Source organism: Vibrio sp. 10N.222.52.B12, from assembly GCF_002875385.1.
Lineage (GTDB): Bacteria > Pseudomonadota > Gammaproteobacteria > Enterobacterales > Vibrionaceae > Vibrio > Vibrio jasicida.
This window is the reverse complement of record NZ_MDAW01000121.1, coordinates 197215-221271: the sequence shown is the minus strand read 5'-3', so window position 1 is coordinate 221271 and position 24057 is coordinate 197215. Positions and strand designations below refer to the sequence as shown.

General features: G+C 45.2%; 22 protein-coding genes. 8 read left to right on the top strand and 14 right to left on the bottom strand.

Annotation, left to right across the window (positions count from 1 at the left end; genetic code table 11):
- Positions 1–154: 154 nt before the first annotated feature.
- From trmH to BCT11_RS15125, 11 genes are all read right to left on the bottom strand, one after another.
- Positions 155–838: a tRNA (guanosine(18)-2'-O)-methyltransferase TrmH gene (gene trmH / locus BCT11_RS15175; protein ID WP_038876971.1), complete on the bottom strand. Its 684-nt coding sequence runs from the start codon at positions 836–838 to the stop codon at positions 155–157.
- A gap of 52 nt (positions 839–890) precedes the next feature.
- Positions 891–3011, bottom strand: coding sequence for a bifunctional GTP diphosphokinase/guanosine-3',5'-bis pyrophosphate 3'-pyrophosphohydrolase (spoT, locus tag BCT11_RS15170; RefSeq protein ID WP_038870099.1), 2121 nt, complete (start codon positions 3009–3011; stop codon positions 891–893).
- A 39-nt stretch (positions 3012–3050) separates the two neighbouring features.
- Positions 3051–3323: a DNA-directed RNA polymerase subunit omega gene (gene rpoZ, locus BCT11_RS15165; RefSeq protein WP_005379346.1), complete on the bottom strand. Its 273-nt coding sequence runs from the start codon at positions 3321–3323 to the stop codon at positions 3051–3053.
- Between the two features lie 163 nt (positions 3324–3486).
- Positions 3487–4110: a guanylate kinase gene (gene gmk, locus BCT11_RS15160; RefSeq protein WP_038870100.1), complete on the bottom strand. Its 624-nt coding sequence runs from the start codon at positions 4108–4110 to the stop codon at positions 3487–3489.
- A gap of 363 nt (positions 4111–4473) precedes the next feature.
- Positions 4474–5688 carry a hypothetical protein gene (locus BCT11_RS15155; protein WP_045409296.1) on the bottom strand — a complete coding sequence of 405 codons (1215 nt, stop codon included), beginning with the start codon at positions 5686–5688 and terminating at the stop codon, positions 4474–4476.
- Positions 5689–5699: 11 nt separating this feature from the next.
- A complete protein-coding gene (locus BCT11_RS15150; RefSeq protein ID WP_005529132.1) occupies positions 5700–6332 on the bottom strand; it encodes an energy transducer TonB in 633 nt (210 codons plus the stop codon).
- 4 nt (positions 6333–6336) lie between these two features.
- Positions 6337–6744, bottom strand: coding sequence for a biopolymer transporter ExbD (locus tag BCT11_RS15145; RefSeq protein ID WP_005430119.1), 408 nt, complete (start codon positions 6742–6744; stop codon positions 6337–6339).
- 25 nt (positions 6745–6769) lie between these two features.
- Positions 6770–7297: a MotA/TolQ/ExbB proton channel family protein gene (locus BCT11_RS15140; RefSeq protein ID WP_038870102.1), complete on the bottom strand. Its 528-nt coding sequence runs from the start codon at positions 7295–7297 to the stop codon at positions 6770–6772.
- Between the two features lie 9 nt (positions 7298–7306).
- Entirely contained in the window at positions 7307–8668 is a 1362-nt protein-coding gene (locus BCT11_RS15135) for a MotA/TolQ/ExbB proton channel family protein (protein WP_038870104.1), read from the bottom strand.
- A 3-nt stretch (positions 8669–8671) separates the two neighbouring features.
- Positions 8672–9436: a DUF3450 domain-containing protein gene (locus BCT11_RS15130; RefSeq protein ID WP_102388630.1), complete on the bottom strand. Its 765-nt coding sequence runs from the start codon at positions 9434–9436 to the stop codon at positions 8672–8674.
- A gap of 74 nt (positions 9437–9510) precedes the next feature.
- The gene (locus BCT11_RS15125) at positions 9511–12114 is read right to left on the bottom strand and encodes a TonB-dependent receptor (RefSeq protein WP_045399414.1); all 2604 of its coding nucleotides are present in this window, start codon (positions 12112–12114) and stop codon (positions 9511–9513) included.
- A gap of 820 nt (positions 12115–12934) precedes the next feature.
- Between BCT11_RS15125 and BCT11_RS15115 the strand changes: the two genes are divergently transcribed.
- From BCT11_RS15115 to BCT11_RS15080, 8 genes are all read left to right on the top strand, one after another.
- Entirely contained in the window at positions 12935–13960 is a 1026-nt protein-coding gene (locus BCT11_RS15115) for an ABC transporter permease subunit (protein ID WP_005434432.1), read from the top strand.
- Position 13961: 1 nt separating this feature from the next.
- Positions 13962–15005: an ABC transporter permease subunit gene (locus tag BCT11_RS15110; protein WP_038870110.1), complete on the top strand. Its 1044-nt coding sequence runs from the start codon at positions 13962–13964 to the stop codon at positions 15003–15005.
- A 37-nt stretch (positions 15006–15042) separates the two neighbouring features.
- Positions 15043–16869, top strand: a complete 1827-nt coding sequence (locus tag BCT11_RS15105; RefSeq protein ID WP_038870112.1) for an extracellular solute-binding protein — start codon at positions 15043–15045, stop codon at positions 16867–16869.
- 9 nt (positions 16870–16878) lie between these two features.
- Entirely contained in the window at positions 16879–17736 is an 858-nt protein-coding gene (locus BCT11_RS15100) for an ABC transporter ATP-binding protein (RefSeq protein WP_050568419.1), read from the top strand.
- Positions 17737–17772: 36 nt separating this feature from the next.
- On the top strand, positions 17773–18612 hold the full coding sequence (locus tag BCT11_RS15095; RefSeq protein WP_080774273.1) for an ATP-binding cassette domain-containing protein: 840 nt from the start codon (positions 17773–17775) through the stop codon (positions 18610–18612).
- 140 nt (positions 18613–18752) lie between these two features.
- Positions 18753–19178, top strand: a complete 426-nt coding sequence (locus BCT11_RS15090; RefSeq protein WP_038870113.1) for a phosphate-starvation-inducible PsiE family protein — start codon at positions 18753–18755, stop codon at positions 19176–19178.
- Between the two features lie 166 nt (positions 19179–19344).
- Positions 19345–19719 (top strand): hypothetical protein, encoded by a 375-nt coding sequence (locus tag BCT11_RS15085; RefSeq protein WP_038870114.1) that lies wholly within the window; start codon positions 19345–19347, stop codon positions 19717–19719.
- A 200-nt stretch (positions 19720–19919) separates the two neighbouring features.
- On the top strand, positions 19920–20873 hold the full coding sequence (locus BCT11_RS15080) for a DMT family transporter (protein WP_102388629.1): 954 nt from the start codon (positions 19920–19922) through the stop codon (positions 20871–20873).
- Between the two features lie 54 nt (positions 20874–20927).
- On the opposite strand, the gene BCT11_RS15075 is transcribed toward BCT11_RS15080, so the two are convergent.
- The 3 genes from BCT11_RS15075 to BCT11_RS15065 form a co-directional block, all read right to left on the bottom strand.
- Positions 20928–21404 (bottom strand): hypothetical protein, encoded by a 477-nt coding sequence (locus tag BCT11_RS15075; RefSeq protein WP_102388628.1) that lies wholly within the window; start codon positions 21402–21404, stop codon positions 20928–20930.
- A gap of 187 nt (positions 21405–21591) precedes the next feature.
- Positions 21592–23010 (bottom strand): winged helix-turn-helix domain-containing protein, encoded by a 1419-nt coding sequence (locus BCT11_RS15070; protein WP_102388627.1) that lies wholly within the window; start codon positions 23008–23010, stop codon positions 21592–21594.
- Between the two features lie 126 nt (positions 23011–23136).
- Positions 23137–24003 (bottom strand): YicC/YloC family endoribonuclease, encoded by an 867-nt coding sequence (locus BCT11_RS15065; protein WP_038864819.1) that lies wholly within the window; start codon positions 24001–24003, stop codon positions 23137–23139.
- Positions 24004–24057: the final 54 nt, after the last annotated feature.

Sequence of the window (24057 nt, the reverse complement as noted above, 5' to 3'; positions counted from 1 at the left end):
GTACAGGATTAAGTTAGAGAAAGGGATATGGGAACGCTTACGCTCCGAGATTCGAGAGCGCGGAAATAAACTAACCAGTGAGGCGAGAAAGAGCCATATCGATTGACGATATGAGGTTATCCCGAAGTGAAACGTTCTCGCCTCTCGAGTCTATTTATTTCTTCTGCATCTCTTTCCACCATGATTCGTCAGCCACAATTTGGCCTTCGTCATCAAGTTGTGGGTATTCTAGCCCTTTGCGCTTCGCTACCTTTGCTAAGACCGGATGCCCACGTTCGAACAAAATGCGGTTGATGGTTTCTTTTGGTAGAGCGCTCTCTTCACGTTCGTACATGCCAGCGGCTTCACGCTGACGCTGCGCTTCATAAAGAATCACAGCACTGGCGACTGAGACATTCAGAGACTGCACCATACCGATCATTGGAATAATGATGTCTTGGTCTGCGAGTTTCTTCGCTTGCTCTGAAGCGCCGATTTTTTCGCTACCCAGAATAATTGCCGTTGGCTTGGTGTAGTCGATTTCACGAAAATCGACCGCGGTGTCCGAAAGGTTAGTGACCAAAACCTGCATGCCTTGCGCTTTGAGCTCGGTAATCGCGGTTTCAATCGAATTGTGAGTATCTACTTCTACCCAGTTACGTGCGCCTGCTGAGGTGTGAGTGAGGGTACGCATTTTGTCTGGCCAAATCGCATGAACTTTGTGTAAGCCTGTTGCGTCAGCAGTACGGATCACAGCGGATACGTTGTTTGGCTTATGAACTTCTTCAAGGCACAGAGTGAGGTCGGTTTGGCGTGCTTTTAGCACCTGATGAATGCGGTTGTAACGTTCTAAATTCATAATTAATAGGGATATAAAAAATCGCCACCCAGTGATTGGATGGCGATGAAGTTTAGTTCTTTCTTCGTCTGACTCGAGTCGCCTGTGGCATGGTCTTAATTTTACGCATGATGCCAGCAAGGTGAACACGATCTTTGGTGGTTAGCAGAACGGTAACCGTGTACAAGCGACCGTCGCGCTCTTCGGTCGAGAGACCGTGAATGTTCGAACCGGTTTTCGAAATCACATTGGTCAATTCCGCTAACGCACCTTGGTTGTTAAGCATATCGACTTTTAGTTCAGCGATGAATTCTTTGTCGTACTCTTCAGACCAAGCAACAGCCATGTATTTGTCTGGTTCTTTTTGATAACCGCGTACGTTTGGACACGTTTCACGGTGTACCACAAGACCACGACCTGGTGATACGTGAGCGATAATGTGGTCATCCGGGATCGGGTGACAACAATTTGCGAAAGTCAGTAGCAGGCCTTCAGCACCACGGATTGGCAGTTTCTTTTTAGATTCGTTTGGAATCGAACTTGTTGTGGTCAACTCATCGGTGTCACCTAGTAGGCGACGAGCGATGACGATACTCATCAATTCACCCAAACCAATTGCTGCAAGCAGATCATCAACGCTTTCTAAACGTAGATCCGTGAGCACTTCTTGGATGTTTTCTGGGTAGATTGAATCAATCGAGTGGCGACCTAAGGCGTGATTCAGAAGGCGACGACCCAAGGTAATAGACTCTTCGCGACGCATGGTTTTCAATACTTGACGAATCTTAGTGCGGGCACGCGATGTCACGACATAGTTTAACCAAGCCGCGTTTGGACGAGCGCCTGGTGCACTGATGATTTCTACCGTCTGACCGTTCTTCAGTGCCTTACTCAATGGGTAAGGGTTGCGATCAACACGAGTACCAACGCAAGAGTTGCCAACATCAGTATGCACAGCATAAGCAAAGTCGACCGCTGTAGCACCTAACGGCAATTCAACGATACGACCTTTTGGCGTGAAGACGTAAATTTCGTCTGGGAACAGATCCGATTTTACGTTTTCAATGAATTCGAATGAGTTACCTGCACTTTGCTGTAGCTCAAGTAGGCTTTGCATCCAACGCTGAGCTTTCACTTGCGCTGTTGTGCCAGACTTGTCGCCCTTGTCTTTGTATGACCAGTGTGCTGCAACACCTTTATCCGCCATTTGATCCATATCTTCGGTACGGATCTGAACTTCTACTGGTACACCGTGTGGGCCGACCATAGAAGTGTGTAGCGATTGGTAGCCGTTCGCTTTTGGTACTGCGATGTAATCTTTCATGCGACTAGGGCGTGGCTTATACAAGCTGTGTACTTGGCCTAGGACGCGATAACAAGTATCGGCAGTATCAACAACCACTCGGAAAGCGTAGATATCCATGATGGTGTGGAAACGCTGTTCTTTGGTTTTCATCTTGTTGTAGATGGAGAACAGGTTCTTTTCACGACCTAACACGCGCGCATTTAAGCCTACATCTTCGAGTCGGCCTTCAATTTCGCTGTGAATACGTTGGATCATCTCTTTTCGATTACCACGTGCCGCTCGCACCACTTCTTTTAGAACGCGGTAGCGGTTAGGGTAAAGCGCTTCGAAGCCAAGCTCCTCGAGTTCCGTTTTGATATTGTGAATACCAAGTCGGTGAGCCAGCGGCGCGTAGATTTCCAGTGTTTCACGAGCAATACGGCGTTTTTTGTCAGGGCGCAGGGCACCTAGCGTGCGCATATTGTGCGTACGGTCGGCCAGTTTGATCAGGATAACGCGGATGTCTTGCACCATCGCCAGAACCATCTTACGGAAGTTCTCGGCTTGAGCCTCTTTCCTATCGCGGAATTTGAGTTTGTCCAGTTTAGATACACCATCAACCAGCTCAGCGACGGTATTGCCGAATTTCTCTTCGAGATCTTCTTTTGTAACGTCACAGTCTTCGATGACGTCATGCAGCAAAGCAGCTTGGAGGGTTTCGATATCGAGGCGCATTTCGGCCAAGATTCGAGCCACAGCGACTGGGTGGATGATGTATGGTTCACCGCTTGAGCGGGTTTGCCCTTCATGGGCATCTCTTGCTACCACATAAGATTGACGCAGAGCCTCAATTTGAGGCTCTGTTAGGTATTCTTGGGCAACGTCTTTGAGGCTATCGAATAGATACAAATTATAGGCCCGGGAGGTTGTTGAATTCTAAAGTCAGAATTAACGGTTGTGAGCGATGCTGCTTACTGCCGCTAGCTCTGCCGCTTCTTGCTCTTGCTGTTCTTGACGTTCACGAGCGTCTAGAACTTCTTTAGTAATTAAACCTTCTTCGATTTCGCGTAGAGCGATAACCGTTGGCTTATCGTTCTCTTCTGGCACTAGTGCATCTTTACCGCCAGTTTGCATTTGACGAGCGCGGCGAGCCGCAATCAGTACTAGGTCGAAACGGTTGCCAACTTTTTCAACAGCGTCTTGAACAGTTACGCGTGCCATGAGGACTCCAAATAGTTAACTAAATTTTGAATGACGAGAAAGTATACAGTCTCAGCGTAATATTTACTAGCGATAAGACGTGCAACAACAATGACTTTCTATATAAACAATATAAGCTTCCTTACCGTAATAAAGAAGCGAAAATTTGTGTTTCCGAACAGAATTACTCTGCTAGAAGCGCGTCAAGCATACCTTTATATTTAGCAGCTTGCTTTTCTTCCTTCAATCTTTCCGCACGTAGGATGGCTTTAAAGTCCATCAATGCAGTATCGAAATCGTCGTTTACGATCACATAATCGTACTCGTTGTAATGCGAGATTTCAGACTTTGCTTCTGCCATGCGTTTTGCGATTACTTCTTCACTGTCTTGACCACGAGTGTTTAGACGGCGCTCTAGCTCACCATTTGATGGTGGCAGGATAAAGATGCTTTTCGCTTCTGGCATTTGCTCACGGATTTGGCGTGCGCCTTGCCAATCGATGTCTAGGAATACGTCGATGCCTTTATTTAGCGTTTCTTCAATCCATACGCGTGATGTGCCGTAGTAGTTGCCGAACACTTCTGCATATTCTAGGAAGTCGCCTTTAGCAATTAGAGTTTCAAACTCTTCTTTTGCTACGAAGTGGTAGTGCGTACCATTTTCTTCGCCAGGGCGCATGCTACGAGTAGTATGAGACACAGACACTTTCATTGCGTATGTTGGGTTGCGTTCCAACATTGCTGAGATCAAGCTAGATTTACCTGCGCCGCTAGGTGCCGATACGATATAGAGAGTACCTTTGCCCATTGTACTGTTCCACTTTTGGTTGGATTGAGTGAATGCCGAAAGAGTATCGACCTTGTGTCATGCTAATAACGCTTATTGGCGAAATTGGTATAACGATAGCACTGACGTTGATGATTTTCTCACCAAACCGCTTGAGATTGGTGATAAACCCGCCAGAAAAATGGAGGCGAAGAGTATCATGATCTCTTTGCGGTGGCTAGCCGATCTTTTGGATCTTTGAGGCTCAGTATAAATTCATATCTTTGTATACAGAAACGAAAAAAGGGGAAGCTTTCACTTCCCCAGGCGTGCGACTGACTCACACTTAATTTTCGGAGCAACCATAACCACTTTGGTTACTACTTTACAGGTGTTGGTGGCCTGTTAGCCTTGAGACTCTAAGAAGTTGATCCAAGGGCTAGCGACAGGCTTCATATCAGGCGATTGCGCAGCACTCTTCATTGCTTTTAATGCATTGCTTGGCTGATTTAATTCGAAGTACGCCATACCTCGAATGTAGTTCAGCTCACCTTTATCATCACGTTTGGCGTCTGGTGCGGCATTCTTAGCAAACTTAGTTGCTGCTGAGTACTGCTTGTCGAGAATCATCAAACGAGCAATCTTGATCTGCGTTTTTGCTTTTGGCGCTAACTTGTAGGCCGCTACATAAGTCTCAATCGACTTATCTAGTTCCTGTGCTTGTTGCCAGAAAGAAGCCAACTTCTCCAAGTTTTTAGCATCACGTGTGACCTTGCCTTCATCCATCGATGTTTGCATTGTCTTAGCTGCACGGAAAGGAACACCTTGATAAGCTTGGAAGTTCACTAAGCGTAGATACTCTTTCTCTTCTTCTAATAGGCCTAACTTATGGGCCATTTCCAAAGTCGAAAGGGCGTTACGTTCTTGGTTCAACTCCATATAAATACCAGACAATTGAGTCCAGTAGCGCTTATTTTGTGGGTACTTGGTGGTTAAAATTTTCAGTACACCAGCAACACTTTTGAATTGTTTCAATTCATAGTGTGCAGACATCAACAATTGATACCAAGACTCACTAGGGTTCTTACTCATTGCGATGGCTTTTTTGGTCGGCGGAATCGCATTCTTGTAATCAGATAGCTGAATGTAGGCACTTGCTAATGTGATGTAAGCGTGTGCTTGTGGCTTTTCTTCCGTTGTTTCAGCAATCTTGAACCACTCCTTCATCGTCACGACAGACTTTTTAAATTGGCCTTCCGCTAGATAAAGCTGAGCTAAGCTGTAACGCACTTGTTGCGCCACGGGTACCGGTAGAGCATCTAAACTCAAAGCTTGAGCAAAGTATTTCGCTGCCTTTGGGTAGTCATCTTTTAATGAATAGAGGAATCCCATTTGTTGTAGCAAAACAGCTTTGTCATATTGCTTCTTACCAGAGCTTTCCAGCGCTGAATTAATCTTTGATATCGCTTTGGAGTAATTTTCTTCAGCGATAAGTTCTTGAACTTTATTGACCGTTCGAAACGTTCTGTCAGACAACTCTGGTGTTTTTGCTAGGGCAGGTGCGCTGTACGCACCTGCAATAACCAATAGAGAAGCTAACAATTTTGTATATGTTTTCATGTTGCGACTCCTTAGTTAGTAGAGAACTCGATTTCTTGCGATAAGCGCGAAGTTACCGGCTTTCCATCAACCATTTTTGGTTTAAAGGTCCACTTTGATACGGTTTTTCTTGCTGCTTTACCCAAGCCTAACTTACGTGGTGTTTCTTTTAAGACTTTGACATCTTGAACACTGCCACGCTCGTTAACAGTAAACTCTACTAAAACGATACCTTTCTCAATCCCAGCTCGTGCCGCTTTACGTGGCATTTGAGGTTGGAATGTCGCAAGAGGAACAGGACCTCCGCTTCCAGCCAGTTGAGCACCACCACCTTGAGAGTAGTGACCGAGTACTGAACCACCCGTAACGTTCACTGGTAGGTCGAGTTTCGGCATATCCATTGGGATTTGATCCATCACCGGTTTGACCGTTGCTGTTACCTTCATTTCAGGTGGCGGCGGCGGGCGCTTCGGTGGTGGTGGTTTCGGGAGTTCGCGCTTTTTCTCCTGTATTTTTTCGTCCGGTTTAATGCGAATGAATTCCACCATACGGAGATCATCATTCGACACTAGCTCGTGGCGCTCTTTGTTTACTAGCTTGTCCATCCCCCAGAACAATCCAAGGGAGACAATGAGCGCCAGTGCAATTGAGGCCAGATACCGCATAGGCTTAATCCTTATTGGTTGCGGCAATGGAGATGCTTTCAACACCTGCCATCTTAATCTGGTCCATCACCTTCACGACTACGCCAGCATTTGCTTCTGTATCCGCTTGGATTACAACCGCACCGTCTGGGCTTTCAGCACGTAGACGCTCGATGTTGGCACGAACCGCATCGACTTCAATACGACGCTTGTCTACCCACACATCGCCTGCTGCACCGATAGCAACCATGATGTTACCTTTCTTCACGGTTTGCGCTGAACTTGCCGTAGGACGATTTACTTCTAGACCTGCTTCTTTAACAAACGATGTTGTTACGATAAAGAAGATCAACATGATGAATACGATGTCTAGCATCGGAGTCATATCGATAGCAGCCTCGTCGCTGCTGTCATTGCTATAGCGTCTCTTCATGACCTATACCTCTAATTCCGTTTACTCAGGCAATGTGCTTCAGCTTGTCTTCAAGCTTCTGCGTGGTGACTTTGGCTAAATGATCAAGACGAGTACTAAAGAAAAGTCCTGATAGAGAAGCCACCATTCCCGCTAATGTTGGGATTGTTGCCTTTGAGATCCCCGAGGCCATTGCTCGGGGGCTTCCTGTTCCTGTTACCGCTAAGATGTCGAATACTTGAATCATACCGACAACAGTGCCGAGCAGACCAAGTAGGGGACAAAGTGCAATCAGTACTTTAACGATTGGCAGTCCCTTTCTATTCTCAATATCCTGACGAGAAACCATTTCTTGTCGGATCATCTTAGCGTTCCAGCTTTTATGTTCTGAACGCTCTTCCCAAAAGCTCACCGCTTTTTTCATTGCTTTGGGAGCGACAGCAGCGAAGTAAAACCAACGTTCTAACAAGACTGCCCATAACATAAAGCTGAGGATAAAGATGGCGACAAGTACATCGCCACCCATTCCCAAGAAGCGCCTAATTGATTCAAGTTCTCCAACTAACCACCACATAATGCCTCCTTAGCTTTCGGCTTTATGCAGTTTTTCCTGATAGCGAGCGATGAAGCCTGCACTCTGTTCTTCAAGAGTTTGAACCAAACGGCGACCTTTACTGTGTACGATGGTGTACAGGAACAGTAGAGGAATTGCGACAACTAGACCAAGCATCGTAGTAACAAGTGCTTCTGAGATACCGCCAGCCATTAGCTTCGGATCACCTGTACCAAATAGTGTGATTGCTTGGAATGTACCGATCATACCCATAACGGTACCTAGTAGACCCAGAAGAGGAGCTACCGAAGCAAACAGCTTGATTGAACTGATAAAACGTTCAATGCTCGGTGCGTTGCGTAGGATGATTTCATCCAGTTTCGCTTCAAGATCCTCAAGGTTGTCACCTTTGTGGTCTTGGTAAGCTTGGATTACTTCACCCAGAGGGTTACCTGGAATAACAGTGTCTGATTTCGCTTGCTTACGCATTTTGCCACCAATAACCAATAGGCGTAGGTAACAGATAAGCGCGATAAGTGCACCGATAGCACCCATGCCTAGGATGACGTAACCCACGATACCACCTTGGTCAATACGCTCCTGAACAGTAGGGCTTTGTACAAGTAGAGACAGAATCACACCACGAGATGGGTCGATAAACAAAGGTTCGTATGTGCCTTCTGCTGCTTCAAAACCACCAACTAGGCCAGTAATGTTTTTGCGTGGTTGGCGTGATAGTTCTTCAAACTTAGCGGTTTGAGGTACGTAAGTAACGTACTTACCATCTGCGATTGCGTTAAACTCACCGACAAGAGTGACGTCACGTACCGCTTCTTTACCTTCGCCGTATACAACTGTTGCTTGTGCTGTTGTTGTCTCGCCTGATGCCACTACCTGTTGTAGGATCGTGTGCCAAAATGCTTCAAGTTCTTGCGTTGATGGAAGTTCTTTACTTTCTGCTAGTTTCGTAAGAAGTGCGTCACGCTCTGGGAAAAGAACAGCATTTTGTGAAGCGGCAAATAGGCCTTTAAATTCACCTGCATACTGACGAACCACACCAAACATTTCACCTAACGTACCTGAACGAACACGTAATGTTTCTGTTAGGTCAGTTAGCTGTTTGTCGTTTTCATCAAATGTTGCTTTTAATTCGTCACCAAGAGCTTGCTGTGCTGCAAGTTCTGCACGTGCTTTTTCAAGAAGTGCAGCTTGTTGGTCACGGTTGTTTTTGAACTCAGCTTCACGAGCCTTGTTCTCTTTTGATTCAACGATACTTTCTGATTTTACGTTTTTCAGTAGCTCAGATAAGTTCTTAGGTGCTTCAGCTTGCGCACCGGAAATCATGAATAAGCTCGCTAGCAAACCAGCGGCTAGAGTTTTGAATCCTTTCATTTCTTATTCCTCCCCAGCAAATACAGGCAGTTTGATCAGCGCTGGTGGCGCTTGTTTCTTAGCGATACGAAGGCCTTGCTGTACAGCGATACGGTAGTTTTCTGGTAGTGATTCCCATTGACGGGTTTGTTGATTCCACATACCTGTTTCACCGCCATCCGGAGATTGGAATAGAAGCGCAGTACGACCAATACGTAGGAAGTCGTAAGTCACGGTCTCACCGTTACGCTCTAGGCTAGCTTTGTAAGATTCGATTGAGCGAGAGAAGCCTTCTTCAATTTGGTACGCTTCCATCACTTTACGGAATTTCTCAGAAGTTGTTACGTCTGCACGATCCATCAGGTCACGCAATTCGTTAACGCGCTTAGCGCGTTCTTCTTTTTGGAAAGGGAGATCAAGCATAACGAACTCATCAAGAGCGTCGATCATTTTTAATGTAAGAGGTACAACCTCAGTCGCGGTTTGATCGATTTGAGCAATCTGGCTGTTTAATGAATCCAATTCGCCTTGCTGCGATTGAACCATACGATTGATTTGCTCGTTGTAGATTTTCATGCTGTCGATTTGACGCAGTAGGCCTTTGTATTCAGCCAGCATGCTTTCAGCGCTTTCAGCATAGTTATCAATTTTTTGTTGTGAAGCCTGAGAAGACTTCGTTGTCTTTGCTTGGTTAGCGACAACGGTACCGGAGTCCGCAGCTACTGCTGCTCCACTTACCGTTAAAATCGCGGCAGTAACTGCACTTACGCCAAATTCCTTTAACGTCATAGTTGCATCCTTGTCAGTGTGTAAAAAGTCAGTCGAATAGGGCGCAGGAAAAGTTCCTGCGCCAAAGTTTTTAATTAAAAGTTTTGAGAGTAGTTAACGAAGAATACACGGCCTTGAATGCTGTACAGTTCATCGTTGTATGTAACGCCATCTGCTTCAAATGCTGGATCTTCGTCAGTTAGGTTACGTACACCTGCTGTTAGTTTTGCATCCCAAGGTGCCATGTAGTTGTAGGCTACGTTGAACGTTGTGTAGCTTGGGATCTTGCCGGTCTTGTTGTAGTTCTTATCTACGTCTTGTGCTTGAGAGGCAATGTGATCAGCCGATAGGTAAATATCGTGGTCACTCAAGACATTGAAGCCAACACCCGTTTGGAAACGGTACTCAGGAAGACCGTTGCGGCCTACTTTGTTGTTTGTTGGACCATCTACGTACTCAGGGCTGCTGTAATCTAGTACGTAAGTACCACCAAAGTCGTAACGTACAGTCGCTACATCGAAGTCATACAAGTAGTTCACTTTTAAGTCGATGCCTGATGTTTCAAGGTCGCCGATGTTTGATAGTGGAACCGTTGCGTGTGTGATGCTGCCTGCTGAATCACGAGTGATGTTTGAGTTTGGTTGACCGCTGCTACGCTCTTGGTCAATCATACTCTGTAGTGTGTTCATCACGATCGTATCTTCAATACGGATGTTGTAGTAATCCGCAGTTAACGCTAGATCTTCGATTGGCGAGTAGCTTACGCCGAAGTTAAATGACGTTGATGTCTCAGCATCTAGATCTTCATTTGATGTACGCGTTGTTGTGTACTGTTTCTCAGGACAATCTGCGTCAGAGATGCCTTGGTCTTCACAGTAAACATAGTCTTTTGCGAAATCATTTGATTCGCTATCCGCACCGTAAAGGTTGCTTAAAGAAGGAGCGCGGAAGCCCATACCTGCACCAGCTCGGAACATTAAGTTATCAAGTGGTTGGTAACGGAATGATGCTTTTGGTGAAACGGCACTACCAAAATCGCTGTAGTGGTCGTAGCGTAACGCTACGTTCATCTCTAACTCATCAGTGAAAGCGATCAAGGATTCTGCAAAGAGAGCGTATGTTTGGCGATCACCAGCCGCTGAGTTACCAGCGCTACCAATGATATTACCTGCTTCACTTTGTGAATCGTATTGGTCAAAGTAGTCATACGTTGTTGCTTCAGCACCAATGTATAGTGGAATGGTTACATCACCGATATCTGCTAGGTCGAACTGTAAACCACCATTGATCTGGTGCATTTCCATTTGCGATTCACGTGCAGTTGTCGCGGCCAAATCTTTAGTCGCATCAGCACTAAATTCGCCATCTACGAATTCACCAGAGTTAGCAAGTGCTTCTGCAGGTGAACGTAGAACATAACCAGTACCGCGCTCGTTACTGTTTGAGTAGTTTAGGTGGTAGCCAGTTTCCCAAATTACCTCACCGAACCCGTCAGTATAGAAAGAGCCGTCTAGGCCTGCTTTCATATCCGCTTGGAAATCCGTAACGTTTGTGTCACGCGTACCTACGTTCGTGAAACGGTAGTAAACACTTGCTGGGCCCTTAGATGGGTCCAAGCCGTTTTCTGTAAAGAAATCAGCGCCGCCTGAAGTTGATGGATCAACTTCAAAGTAACCTGCCGCTGGGGCAAAACGACCGAAACTTTCGTTACGGCTTAAAAGCATTTGTGCGTTAAAGGTCGTTGTATCTGATAGGAAAATATTACCATTTACAAAAACTGTATTTCGTTCAAGAGAAGCGGTTTGAGCTGCCTCTGAGGTGTAGTCGTAACCACACATAGGGCCAAGACCAGGGTATTCAGTAACACCCACGAAGCCTTTAGATGAGTCACACTTCGCATCAGTGTCATAACCGTTCAGAGGCTTTAGTTTGCCATCATGATATACGTTACGGCCGTAAATACTTACGCCAGACATATCAAAGTAGTTATCTGAACCAGTATTCTTTGAGCTCAAGTAATCACGGTCTCTTTGGTAAATCTCACCTTTCGAATCATGTTCAAACGAAAAGTAAATATTACCTTTTTCACCAGAAGTACCCGTTACGATAGAGAAGTTCTGTTCATCACCGCCTTCTTGCGAAGGAATGCCGCCACCAACGGTTACGTTAATGCCGTCGAACTCATCTTTTAGAATTACGTTTACAACACCTGCAACAGCATCTGAACCGTACACGGCAGAACCGCCGTCGGCCATAACTTCTACACGCTCAACGATAGCTGCAGGAATCACGTTTAAGTTTGCTGCGCCGCCACCCATGGTTGCAGAACCAGGTAGACGCTTACCGTTAATAAGAACAAGTGTTCGTGAAGCACCTAGGCCACGTAGCGACATTGTTGCTTGGCTCTGCCACGAGCTACCTGAACTTTCACTGTATGAACCGAAAGAGTTGAATGAAGATTTACGTAGTACATCAGCGATGGAGATATCACCGGCACGTTCAATTTCTGCACGGCCGATTACTGCTACTGGAGTGCTTCCTTCCATAGACGCACGTGTTAAACGTGAACCAGTAACTTTCATCTTTTGAAGTTTTTCAACTTGCTGCTCTTCTGCCTGTGCTGCTAGTGGGGCCACTGCCGCCGCCGTTCCCAGTGCAAGGCTGATCGCAACAGATAAAGCGGTTGTGTTTTTATACATCCTTGTTGCTCCGATTATTATTATTTCCTATGTATGGTCACTTAAAGACCAATTGTGACGTTAAGATTTCGTTAACGCTTGCCACATGTATACCTGAGGTGAAAAAAGGAAGTCAAACCAGTGGTAAACAGAGATAAGGAAATGTAAAAAAGATGTAAAATTCCAAAAGTGATGTAAATCACAGAATAAATGGCTGTGTTAGGAAGAGTGGGCGAGATCAAATATTAATAAAACACCGTATTTTGTGTTTCTTGTAAAGACTAATGACTTATGTGGCCTTTGGTTTTTAACTAGGCGATTGGTACTGGAAATGGGTGCTTATCTAGAGAATTATTCTGATTTGGTTTTTTTATGGAATGGTCTCTATGTTAACTCGATCGCAAGGGGTGGTATCAGAATATGATACCCACCATTATAAAAGGGCTCACTCGTATTTCAGGGTCAAATAGTAATGGGCGTTTTCGTCTAATTATTCTCTATATATGCATGTTTATATAGGGTTTTGGCTCTAAAGTGCCCAGATTGATATTCTGTATGAATTGGTTTTGTGGTTTTTTATAATTTTTTACAAAAACATTTCTATTTTTCGACCTCGAGGGAAGTTTGTCATGTTTTGGGTTCAAACACTTGAAGCTTCAGTGGATTCAAGATAAATATGACGCTGAAATTATTGCAGTAGTGGAAAAAACTGGCTTTTGAAATTCAGGGAGTGTGTTTCAACAGCTTTAGTTACTACGGGATAGAGATGCACCATTTTGGGCCGGATTCCTCCTCTCCAATTCCGCCTAATAATGGACAGTAGACAAGGAGCAAGTTGTATATGCTGTCGTACTTTTTACGCCGTTTGGCGTTGGTTATCCCAACGTTTCTCGGGATTACCATTCTTATCTTTGCTATCACGCGATTCGTACCTGGTGGTCCGGTTGAGCGCATGCTTTCTCAAATGCAAGCGCAAGGTGATGGCGCCGCGTCAATGACATCTGCTGGCGGTAATACCGCTCTCTCCGATGATCAAATCGCTGAGCTGAATGCGTTTTATGGCTTAGATAAACCAGTGATGGAAGCCTATGTTGAGTGGTTGAGTCGCTTGGTGACGCTTGATTTAGGTGAATCTACTCGTTATTACGAACCTGTGTCTGACATGATTGCAGAGCGCTTACCTGTTTCTTTGTTTTATGGCGGAATGACCTTTTTTATCAGTTATTTTATTTCGATTCCGCTCGGCTATTATAAAGCGCTTAAACACGGCTCCGTATTTGATTCCGCTTCTTCTATTCTCATCTTTGTCGGGTACGCACTACCCGGATACGTGGTTGGTGTCCTACTTATCACCTTGTTCAGTTATCACCTAGAGTGGTTCCCGATGGGAGGCTTTGTCGGAGACGACTTTGATGACTATGAAACCTTCTTTGAGCGCGCAAAAGACATCATGTGGCATGCGGTACTGCCTCTAATCTGTTACCTGATTGGTGACTTCGCAACGCTAACGATGACAATGAAAAATAACCTGATGGAAAACTTGTCATCCGATTACATTCGTACTGCGATTGCAAAAGGTTTGCCATTTAAGAAAGCAGTACGCAAGCACGCGCTGCGCAATAGTTTGATTCCAATCGCCTCTCACTTTGGTAATTCATTGTTGTTCTTTATGACAGGTGCATTCCTTATTGAAGTAATTTTCAACATTGATGGCATTGGCCTGCTTGGTTATGAGTCCATTATGGAGCGCGATTATCCTGTAGTTATGGGCATCGTAGCTATCAACGCGGTATTGCTACTGATCGGTAATATCATTTCAGATATCTGTGTTGCTTTAGTCGACCCACGTGTGAAGTTTGGAGCGTAATATGATTAAAGTTAGCCCATTAACTCAAAAGAAGTTCCGTCACTTTAAAGAAATCAAACGCGGTTATTGGTCATTTTTGATCTTATCAACCATGCTGATCCTTTCATTGTTTTCGGAGCTGTTGATCAACAGTAAGGCACTGGTCGTTAAGTACGATGGTAGTTTTTACTTTCCTGTCGTCAGTGATGTCCGCTTGGGTTCTGAGTTTGGCCAAGCTTCTTCTAGTGAAGCAGACTACCGAGAGCTACAAAAGGTATTCGAATTAGAAGGTGGCGATAACTTCGTTGTATTACCTATTGTACCTTGGAACCCATACGAGCAAGACTTTAGCGGTGATTTCCCACCGACAGCGCCAAGCGCGGAAGATAAGCACTACCTAGGCACTGATGTGATTGGTCGAGACATTTTAGCTCGATTGGTTTATGGCTTTCGAACGGCAATGGGCTTTGCGTTGCTAACCATGGCCATCTCGTATGCGATTGGTACTGCCGTGGGTTGTGCGATGGGCTTCTGGGGCGGAAAATTTGACTTATTTGTTCAGCGTTTGATCGAGGTCTGGTCAATGGTTCCGTTTTTGTACGTCATCATGATCCTCGTCTCGATAGTGCAACCAACCTTTACTCTGTTCGTCGGTATTAACGTACTCTTTGGGTGGATGGGGATGACTTGGTACATGCGTACCATGACCTATAAAGAGTCGGCTCGTGAATACGTAATGGCAGCACGTGCATTAGGTGCGTCAACCGGCCGTATCCTGTTCAACCACATCCTGCCAAATACCATGGTAATGATTGTGACGCTGGCACCATTTACTATCGCAGCGAACATCACAGCACTGACAGCACTAGATTACCTAGGCCTTGGCCTGATGCCTCCGACACCAAGTTGGGGTGAGTTATTGCAACAAGGTAAGTCGAACCTAGACTCGCCATGGATCGTTGCTTCTGTTGTTAGCTCTATCGTACTGGTGCTAGTGATGGTGACCTTTATTGGTGAAGCTATCCGAGCTGCATTCGACCCGAAAAAATTCACGCGCTACGTTTAAGTAAGCATTGTGAGCAAAACATAAAAAGGGAAGTTTTATGAAAAAATTATTATTAGCGTCAACGCTGAGCGCCCTGAGTTTTGGTGCGATGTCAGCAACGCTTCCGACTGACTTAAACTGGCAAACAAACTGGGATGAGCCTCAATATGGCTCTCCTGAAGCAAAACGTGGTGGTACCTTCCGAGCGTATATGTCGAGCTTTCCTCAGACTTTGCGTAGTGTTGGCCCCGATGCCAACTCAGGTTTGCGTTCTTATATCCTGGATGAAACACCGGGATTGGTTGTACGTCACCCTGATACTCTCGAATTTATTCCGGAGTTAGCTAATGAGTGGGCGTTAGCGGGTGATAACAAAACCGTTTATTTTAAACTGAACCCAGAAGCAAAATGGTCAGATGGTAAACCTGTCACTGCCGACGATTTTGTATTTATGCTGAAGTTCTATCGCTCGAAAGACATTCTTGAGCCATGGTATAACGATTACTATAACAAGACTGTCGAAGATGTGATTAAGTTCGATGATTTAACGTTCGCGGTTAAAGCCGCGAAAGAACTCAATCCTGAAGAGTTGTTGTTAAGAATGGGCGCACTGCGTCCTCGTCCTGCTCATTTCTATGCGAATCCAAAGAAAGATGAGAATGGTGATGGTATTCACGACAACTTTGTTCGCTATTACAACTTTAAGAGTGAACCAACTACGAGTGCTTACTACCTAGCGGATATCAAAAAAGGTAAAAGCGTTACCTTTAAACACGTAGGCGAAGACTGGTGGGGTTACTCGAACAAGTACTACCAAAACCGTTATAACGTCGACAAGATTCGTATCACCGTCATCCGTGATAACGATATTGCCAAGAAGCACTTTGAGAAAGGCAGTTTAGATGCATTTGGTCTGGTTCTACCAAGCTTATGGCATGACAAATCCAATACCGCACCTTACCAAAAAGGCTACATTCAGAAGTTCTGGGGTTACAACCAATACCCTGTAGGGGCTGGCGGTGTTTGGATGAATACTGCAATGCCATTATTGGATGATTTAAACATCCGCAAAGGCATTACTCACGCGATCGACTTTGATGGCATGATCGAAAACATCATGCGTGGTGACTACAGTCGTAAACCAAACCCAACAGGTTACGGCCACGGCAAATACACGTTGCCAGATGCTAAAGCTCCGAAATTTGACCCAGAAAAAGCGGCACAAGCGTTTGCTGCAGCGGGTTTTGATAAGATTGGTTCGGACGGAATCCGTATCAATGACAAAGGCCAACGTTTGAGCTTCGAATTGACGTACGCGACACCTGTACACACGCCTCGTATCGCCTTTGTGCGCGAACAGGCTAAATTGGCTGGTTTAGACATTGAGCTTAAGCTGATCGATGGCTCGTCGATGTTCAAATATGTGCGTGAGAAGAAACATGATTTAGCGTTCCTTGATATGGGCACTTCTGAGATACCAACCTATTGGGAATACTTCCACTCAGTGAACGCGAATAAGCCTCAAACCAACTCGTTCACAAACTACAGCACGCCTGAACTTGATGCGAAGATCATCGATTATCGCTTCAATATGGACATGGACAAAAAGATCCAACTTGGTCATGAAATCCAGCGTGACATTATTGATGCGCACGTGATTGTTCCTGGTTATATGGTGCCTTACGTTCGTTATGGCCACTGGCGTTGGTTAAAGCTGCCAGAGAAGCCAATGAACCGCATGACGGAAGCACTGTTTAGCGGTGGCATCATTGGTGATGGCACTTACTGGATTGATACTGATGTGAAGAAAGAAACCCAGAAGGCGATGAAATCGGGTAAAACTTTTGAACCAGTTGTTGTCGTTGATGACACTTATAAGCTGTAAGGATGTGTTATGGAAAACGATGTAATCCTAAGTGTTAAAGATCTTGAGGTTGAATTCATTACGGATGATGGACCTGTCAAAGTACTGCATGGCGTAAACTTTGATGTTCGTGCTGGGCGTACCCTTGGTCTAGTTGGTGAGTCGGGTAGTGGTAAGAGTGTCACGTCGATGTCGATAATGGGTCTGTTGCCAAAACCATACGGTAATATCGTCAATGGTGAGGTCAATTACCGTGGTACAGACCTTGCCACATTACCAGCAGAAGAAATGTACGCCATGCGCGGCGACCGCATTTCTATTATTTTCCAAGACCCGATGACGGCTTTGAATCCCGTACATAGTATCGGGCGCCAACTGTGCGAAGTCTTGGAGTTGCACCGTCCTGAATTGGATAAGAGGCAAAGAGAGTCTTACGCGCTAGAAATGCTGGCCAAAGTAAAAATCCCAATGCCAGAAAAACGTCTGAATGAATACCCACACAACCTATCGGGTGGCATGCGTCAGCGTGTGATGATCGCGATGGCATTAGCGTGTAAACCAGACATTCTTATCTGTGATGAACCAACCACAGCACTGGATGTAACCGTGCAGGCGTCTATTCTTGAACTAATGAATGAGCTTCAAGAAGAAACGGGCATGGCGATGATCTTTATCACTCATGATCTTGGTGTGGTTGCGGAAGTGTGTGATGACGTAGCCGTGATGTACGGTGGTCGTATTGTGGAAAAAGCCGAGATTTTCGAGCTGTTTGATAACCCACAGCACCCTTATACAGAACGTTTAATGGGTTTGATGCCGAGTTTAGATAACGAACCTAAACAGATGATCGATATTAAACCGATCGATGCCAGTATGTTTGCTAGCTAACTGGTGCAAAGTGAACAAGTCATAAAAGAGGATGTTATGGCAAAAGAAGTATTAAGAATTGAAGATCTTAAGCAGCACTTTGTATCAGGTAAAGGACTGTTTAAGAAAGGCTACACCATTAAAGCCGTTGATGGCGTGTCGTTATCAGTAGGTGAGGGTGAAACTCTTGGCCTAGTAGGTGAATCTGGCTGTGGTAAAAGTACCCTAGGTCGTACTATTTTGAAATTGTACGAGCCAACAGAAGGTAAGATTTTCTTTGAAGGCAAAGACATCACCAAATTGTCTGTGAAACAAATGCGCTCATTGCGTAAAGACATGCAAATTGTCTTTCAAGACCCGATGGAATCGCTTAACCAACGTCATACGATTGGAATGATTCTCGAAGAGCCGTACGTGATTCACAACATTGGTACGTCTTCAGAGCGTAAGCAATGGGTGAAAGAGCTGTTGGTCAAAGTCGGTTTGCCAGAAACGGCAGTGAACCGTTATCCACATGAATTCTCTGGCGGTCAACGTCAGCGTATTGGTATTGCTCGTGCGATCGCTCTTAAACCGAAGTTGTTGATTTGTGATGAGTCAGTCTCTGCGTTAGACGTATCGGTTCAGGCTCAGATCTTGAATTTGTTACTGCAACTTCAGCAAGAGATGAATCTGGCCATCATCTTCATCTCTCATGATTTGTCTGTAGTGAAACATGTGTCCGATAAAGTGGCGGTGATGTACTTTGGCAAAGTGGTGGAAGCGGGCAACGCGAAAGAAATTTACGCGAACCCTCAAAATGACTACACCAAAAAACTACTATCCGCGATTCCTATCACGCACCCTAAATACCGCAAGAAAAAGCGCGTAGCAGAAAAAAAGCAGCAAGTGGCGTAAAGTCACCTTCTAGGTAAAATGAAACGCTCCTATTAATTGGAGCGTTTTTCTTTTTGCCGGTGAGGTTTGTCAGTTCAGTTTATTCAACTCTGCGTGCTACACTGCAAACTTACTCCTTTGATTTGTTTGGATAGTTGGCCATGCCGTCGCATTTACCTAAATCATTCAGTCGTCCTTTTCTGAAAATCTTTCATCTGCTTGAAGCTGTGCTTTTGGTTGCCATTACTCTGGCGACTGTTTGGGCTATGGTCGAAGAGTTTGTCCATATTTACGTGCAAAAGCGTGTTGCACTCGATGATATCTTATTGATGTTCATCTATCTGGAAGTGCTTGCTATGGTTGGGCAGTTTGTGATGAACGGTAAGATACCAGTCCGTTACCCAATTTACATTGCCATGATGGCCATCGCTCGCTATATCACTCTCGGAATGAAAGAGCTCGACTCCGTGATGATAGTGTGGCTGTCTTTGGCCGCGTTTATTCTGGCTGCCGCTACTTTGGTTATTCGAGTCGGTCATCATTATTGGCCGTATATTGATAATCAAACCGCCGAAAAAGATGAATAATGTTAAGCCTCGCCAAGTGCGAGGCTTTGCTTTTGTGTGAAGGGGAATCACATCTACACGACTTTGGGGTAAAAAAGTGTAAAGTCATCTCAAGCACTATTGTTTCTTGTCTGTTTGACAGTTATCTTCACGCTATCCCGTATTCTCCTTTTTATGAGACATTGTGATGCTGATGAAAAGCACATCCACAATTTGCTTCCTGCTCTCTGCTTTGATGGCTTTTATGCTGTCGAGTGGCGTAGCTCGTGCAGAGGTCTCACCCGGTTACTCAGATAACACTCCCAATGCAGAAGTGATGCACTTTAGCTATTGTGATATCGAGTTTAATACCGTCAACAAGGAAGAACCGGGTTGTTGTGAACCGGGCGGAACATGCTTCGAAAAACAATGTTGTTCCCATGGTCATGCTTCGGGCACGGCAGTTGTCGAAACCCAGCAACGTTCATATGAGGCACCATATCGTCATGAGCTTGCGACTAGCCAAACTTCTATCTATACCAGTGCAGATATGCACTCTCACTATCGTCCTCCGATAGCTTAATTCCTATCTCGCAGCATATCGCTGCCAACAATGTCACTGCACGCATTACCGTGCGAATTTGTTACGCGTGTAAATAGCTTTTTTATTTACACCGCCCTGTGATGGGAACTAAAAAATGAAAACCACTTTAATTGCTCGTAACGAGCGCCTTGCTGCGTATCTGCCAAACCTTGTTAATGCTCAACAAGCGGGAGGTCGTCATGACGTATAAGCATCTACCAATTATCTTGTTCGTGTCTGTGTGTTTGATTTGGGGCACCACGTGGTTTGCGATGGAAGTAGCGGTGCAAACTATTCCACCTATCTTTGCTACTGGACTGCGTTTTCTGATTGCCGCACCGCTATTAATCATGTTGGCGAAACACCTCAAACAACCTCTGTTTTTCCCTAAAGGTAAAGTGTTCTGGATGTTCGTCGTTGCGATTTTCTATTTCGCGATTCCGTTTACCTTGATGATTTTTGGGGAACAATACATTTCATCGGGCCTTGCTTCGATCATCTTCGCCAATATGCCGATAGCGGTGATGGTGACATCGAGTCTGTTTCTTGGGCTTAGGTTACGTAAATCCCAGATTGCCGGCCTTTTGGTCGCGGTTCTGAGCTTAATTCTGATTCTGGCGAAAGAAATGAGTCTAGGTGGGGAGGATTACCTGCTGGGCTTTCTCGCTCTAGGTGGGGCGGTCGCGATTCATGCAGTGATGTATGTGTTTGTTGAAAAGTTCTGTAAAGGCATTCCAGTACTGACTTACAACGCCTTTCCAAGCTTTGTTGCTTCTGTGCTGTTGTTTATCACCTCATTGCTCGTCGAGCGACCAGATATTTCTCAGTTCTCGGTGGACTCGATTAGCGCTGTGATTTATCTCGGTATGTTTGCTAGCGTAGGTGGCATTGTGGCGTACTTTAAGCTTGGACAAGTGTCGACGCCGTTTACTGCCTCGATCTGTTTTCTGTTTTTCCCGTTGATTGCGCTGAGTCTTTCTACATGGATTGCGGGTAACAGTTTGTCGTTGGTTTCTGTCGCTCTGCTGCTGCCATTATTGGGTGGTATTTTTGTCACTAAAGCTGAACCTACTTTCTGGCAGCGTTTTCGCCTCAAGTCTGCAGAGAAAAAGCCTGTGCTATGTGAACATTGTATGAAGAACATCAATGCCTAAAACAGACTAAACGTCATGAAGAAGCCCCATTGGATTGGGGCTTTTGATGTGACTTTATTTACCTTGTTCGTTACGCAGATACATGATGGCAACCATGCTAAAGCCAATAAATTGCCATAGATATTGTCCATCACTTGCACCTGTAATGGTTTGGGTGAAAGCCATACAACCCGTTACGAACAGAGATGCAAAAGCCGCATAGAGTAGCCATGGACGCTCTTTTCCAGCCATAAACTCACCTGCCAGCACCGAGCGAATCACCAATAAAAACGGTAAGCACTGCAAAGCGATGAGGATCGGGAACATAAAGTCAAACGTTGGACTTAGCAGTGCATGACCGACTTGGCTTTTATCCCAAGTTCCAACGATATAGCCTTTCCAGCCTGCCCAAGTATCGCCTGCATAGGCAGTATCAGGTGTGATGACGCTAAGTAGCACGCCCATCACTTTATCGATAAAGCCATTTTTGAACCAAAAGACGAACAGAAAGATCTGGATTGGAATGATCTGAAAAGCAAACTTCTTCAACATGTGTGTATCCCAAGAAATGAATGATTTGGTTTACAAGTATGTGGAAGGCGCGTTCTTTACGCTTGATGCAAGGCAAGCGAGTTGAACTCCAAACAAAAATCAAACATCCAGAATGCCCATCAGCATTGAGGAGGTTGACCGAACAATCGGTGAGAGCAGGCGATTTTTCACTCCGCTTTATTTGAGGCTATTTGGCTGTTTGGAATAGGTTTGCTTTTTGTGAAGATTCAATAAGATCAAACAGTTGCCCGTTATGTTCTTTTTTCATCTCAGTATAGCGTTGGTAATTGTATTGCGAGCCTTTTGGGTTATCTGCGAGTTTGTCAGCCACACTGAGTAAGTAAAAACTGATCGGACTTGGCGTGCTTTCTGCTGCGTAAAACAAGTATGGGAAGGCTTGATTAGGGTGCTGGTTGATAAGCAAAGCAAGCCCCAAAGTGAGGTTGGCAATATCACAACGTGGGTTCAGTTCGAACGCTTGCTTGGCTGAGTGAAGCGCTTGCTCTCGGTTTTCTTCTTTGTGCTCGCGTAAGTAAGCTAAAGATTCAGAGTAAGACAACAAAGCGCTGACCAAATAGCTGTCTCGCCCTTGCTGTTGAATCGTATTTAGCTGCTGAGCAATATTAGAAAAAGCGGGACCACCTTTACCTTGATAGAAAAGAGAAATCCCTTCAGAGATCACTTTCCAATCGTCATAGTTACTGATGGACGTCACGCGATGGCTCGCCACTTCGTAATCGGAACTCATTGGGGCAATGATGGCTTTGATTTCTAAAATCACATCGCCAATAGCATCGAAGAAGTTATCTTGGTTAAATGTCTTCTCTACCTTTTGGCTCTGGTTGGGTTGATGGTTGTTTTGCACCAAGACGCTAAGCACATAATTGCCTTCTACTTTCTTGATCCAACTTTTGAGCTCAACACCGTGGTTGGCAAGAGACTGCTTACTTTGTTGGGATAACTGAGAATAGTGATAACCGGATAGGTTTTTGGCTGAATTTAGCCCATAGAAGAGATAGTTATATACGCTTTCTGCCATTTCAAAGTTGCTGTTGGAATCGAGCGTTATATCATGAATATAAACGGGCACTACGTTACTTTGTTGCGCAGTTATCACCGTTGTGTCATCAGCGGTGTCACCTTTTGGCAAAGCCCAAGCCACAATAAACCCAGCCGTCAGGATTGCCGTTACAGCTAAAACCATACGTTTATTTTTAGGCTTGGCGGTACGAGTAAGAGGAGTGGATTCTTCAGGGATTGGAGTGCGCGTTATGCTCGGCTTAGTCACTTCGATATCAAATAAGTAACCTTGCTTAGGAATGGTCTGAATGATGCGATACGGACGCGTTTTGTCCTGAAGCTGACTGCGCAGTAGACTAATGACTTGTCTCACCAAGTTGTCGGAAACTTGCGTCCTTTGCCAGACATCATCGGCGATTTGCTGGGTACTCAGTACTTTCCCACGATTCTTGATAAAGTAGCTGAGCAATCTTGCTTGCAATGGCTCTAAATGAACCTCCTCACCATCAATCATCAACTGATTTTTATCAGGATAGAAAGAAATAGGGGAGTCATGTTGCAGGACTAAGCAATGCGGACGAGTCATGGCGATTCAATGGTTTAGAAGTAACCACACAAGACTATTGGTTTTATATATAGTAAGCAAGTGAAGCATCAGCAAATAAAAAGCCCCGCAGTGCGAGGCTCTTTAGATATCTCATCGAGGTCTTTATTACTCGATGTTCTGAATTTGTTCGCGCATTTGCTCAATCAGAACTTTCAGTTCAACACCTGATGCGGTGATGTCTGTGCTGATCGATTTTGACGCTAGCGTGTTCGACTCACGGTTGAACTCTTGCATCATGAAATCTAAACGACGACCGACTGCGCCACCTTTCTTCAGGATGTTTGTGGTTTCTTTTACGTGAGAATCAAGACGGTCTAGCTCTTCTGCTACGTCTGATTTCTGTGCCAGAAGGATAAGCTCTTGCTCAACGCGAGATGGGTCTAGCTCTACTTTCGCATCTTCAAACTTCGAGAACAGACGCTCACGTTGCCACTCTAGGATTTCTGGCATGCGTGCACGCACTTTCACGACTTCTGATGTGATCGCTTCTAGGCGTTGTTCGATAAGCGCTTTCATGTTGTCGCCTTCACGGCCACGCGCTTCGATGAACTCACCAATTGCTTCATCAAATGCAGCAAGCAGTTCTTTGTTCACCTCATCCATATTTTGCTCAGGTGTTTCCATCACACCAGGCCATTGCATGACTTGGAATGGGTTGATGCGGCTTAGTTCGCCAGTCATGTGCATCACTTGCTCAGCAGCTTTGATCACTTGGTTTGCCAGTGCTTCGTTAATGCTAAGCTCTGCTTTTGCTGCTGGGTTTGCTTCAAAACGCAGATTACATTCTACTTTGCCGCGAGCTAGGCGCTTACGAAAACGCTCACGCAGTACTGGCTCAAGAGCACGGAACTGTTCTGGCATGCGGAAGTAAGTTTCTAGGTAGCGTTGGTTTACACTGCGGATCTCCCACACTGCGCTGCCCCAATCGCCTTTTACTTCTTTGCGTGCATACGCTGTCATACTGTAAATCATCGAATTTTCCTGTCTTTTAAATTTGCTGAAAATTACCACGCAATAGTAGCACAG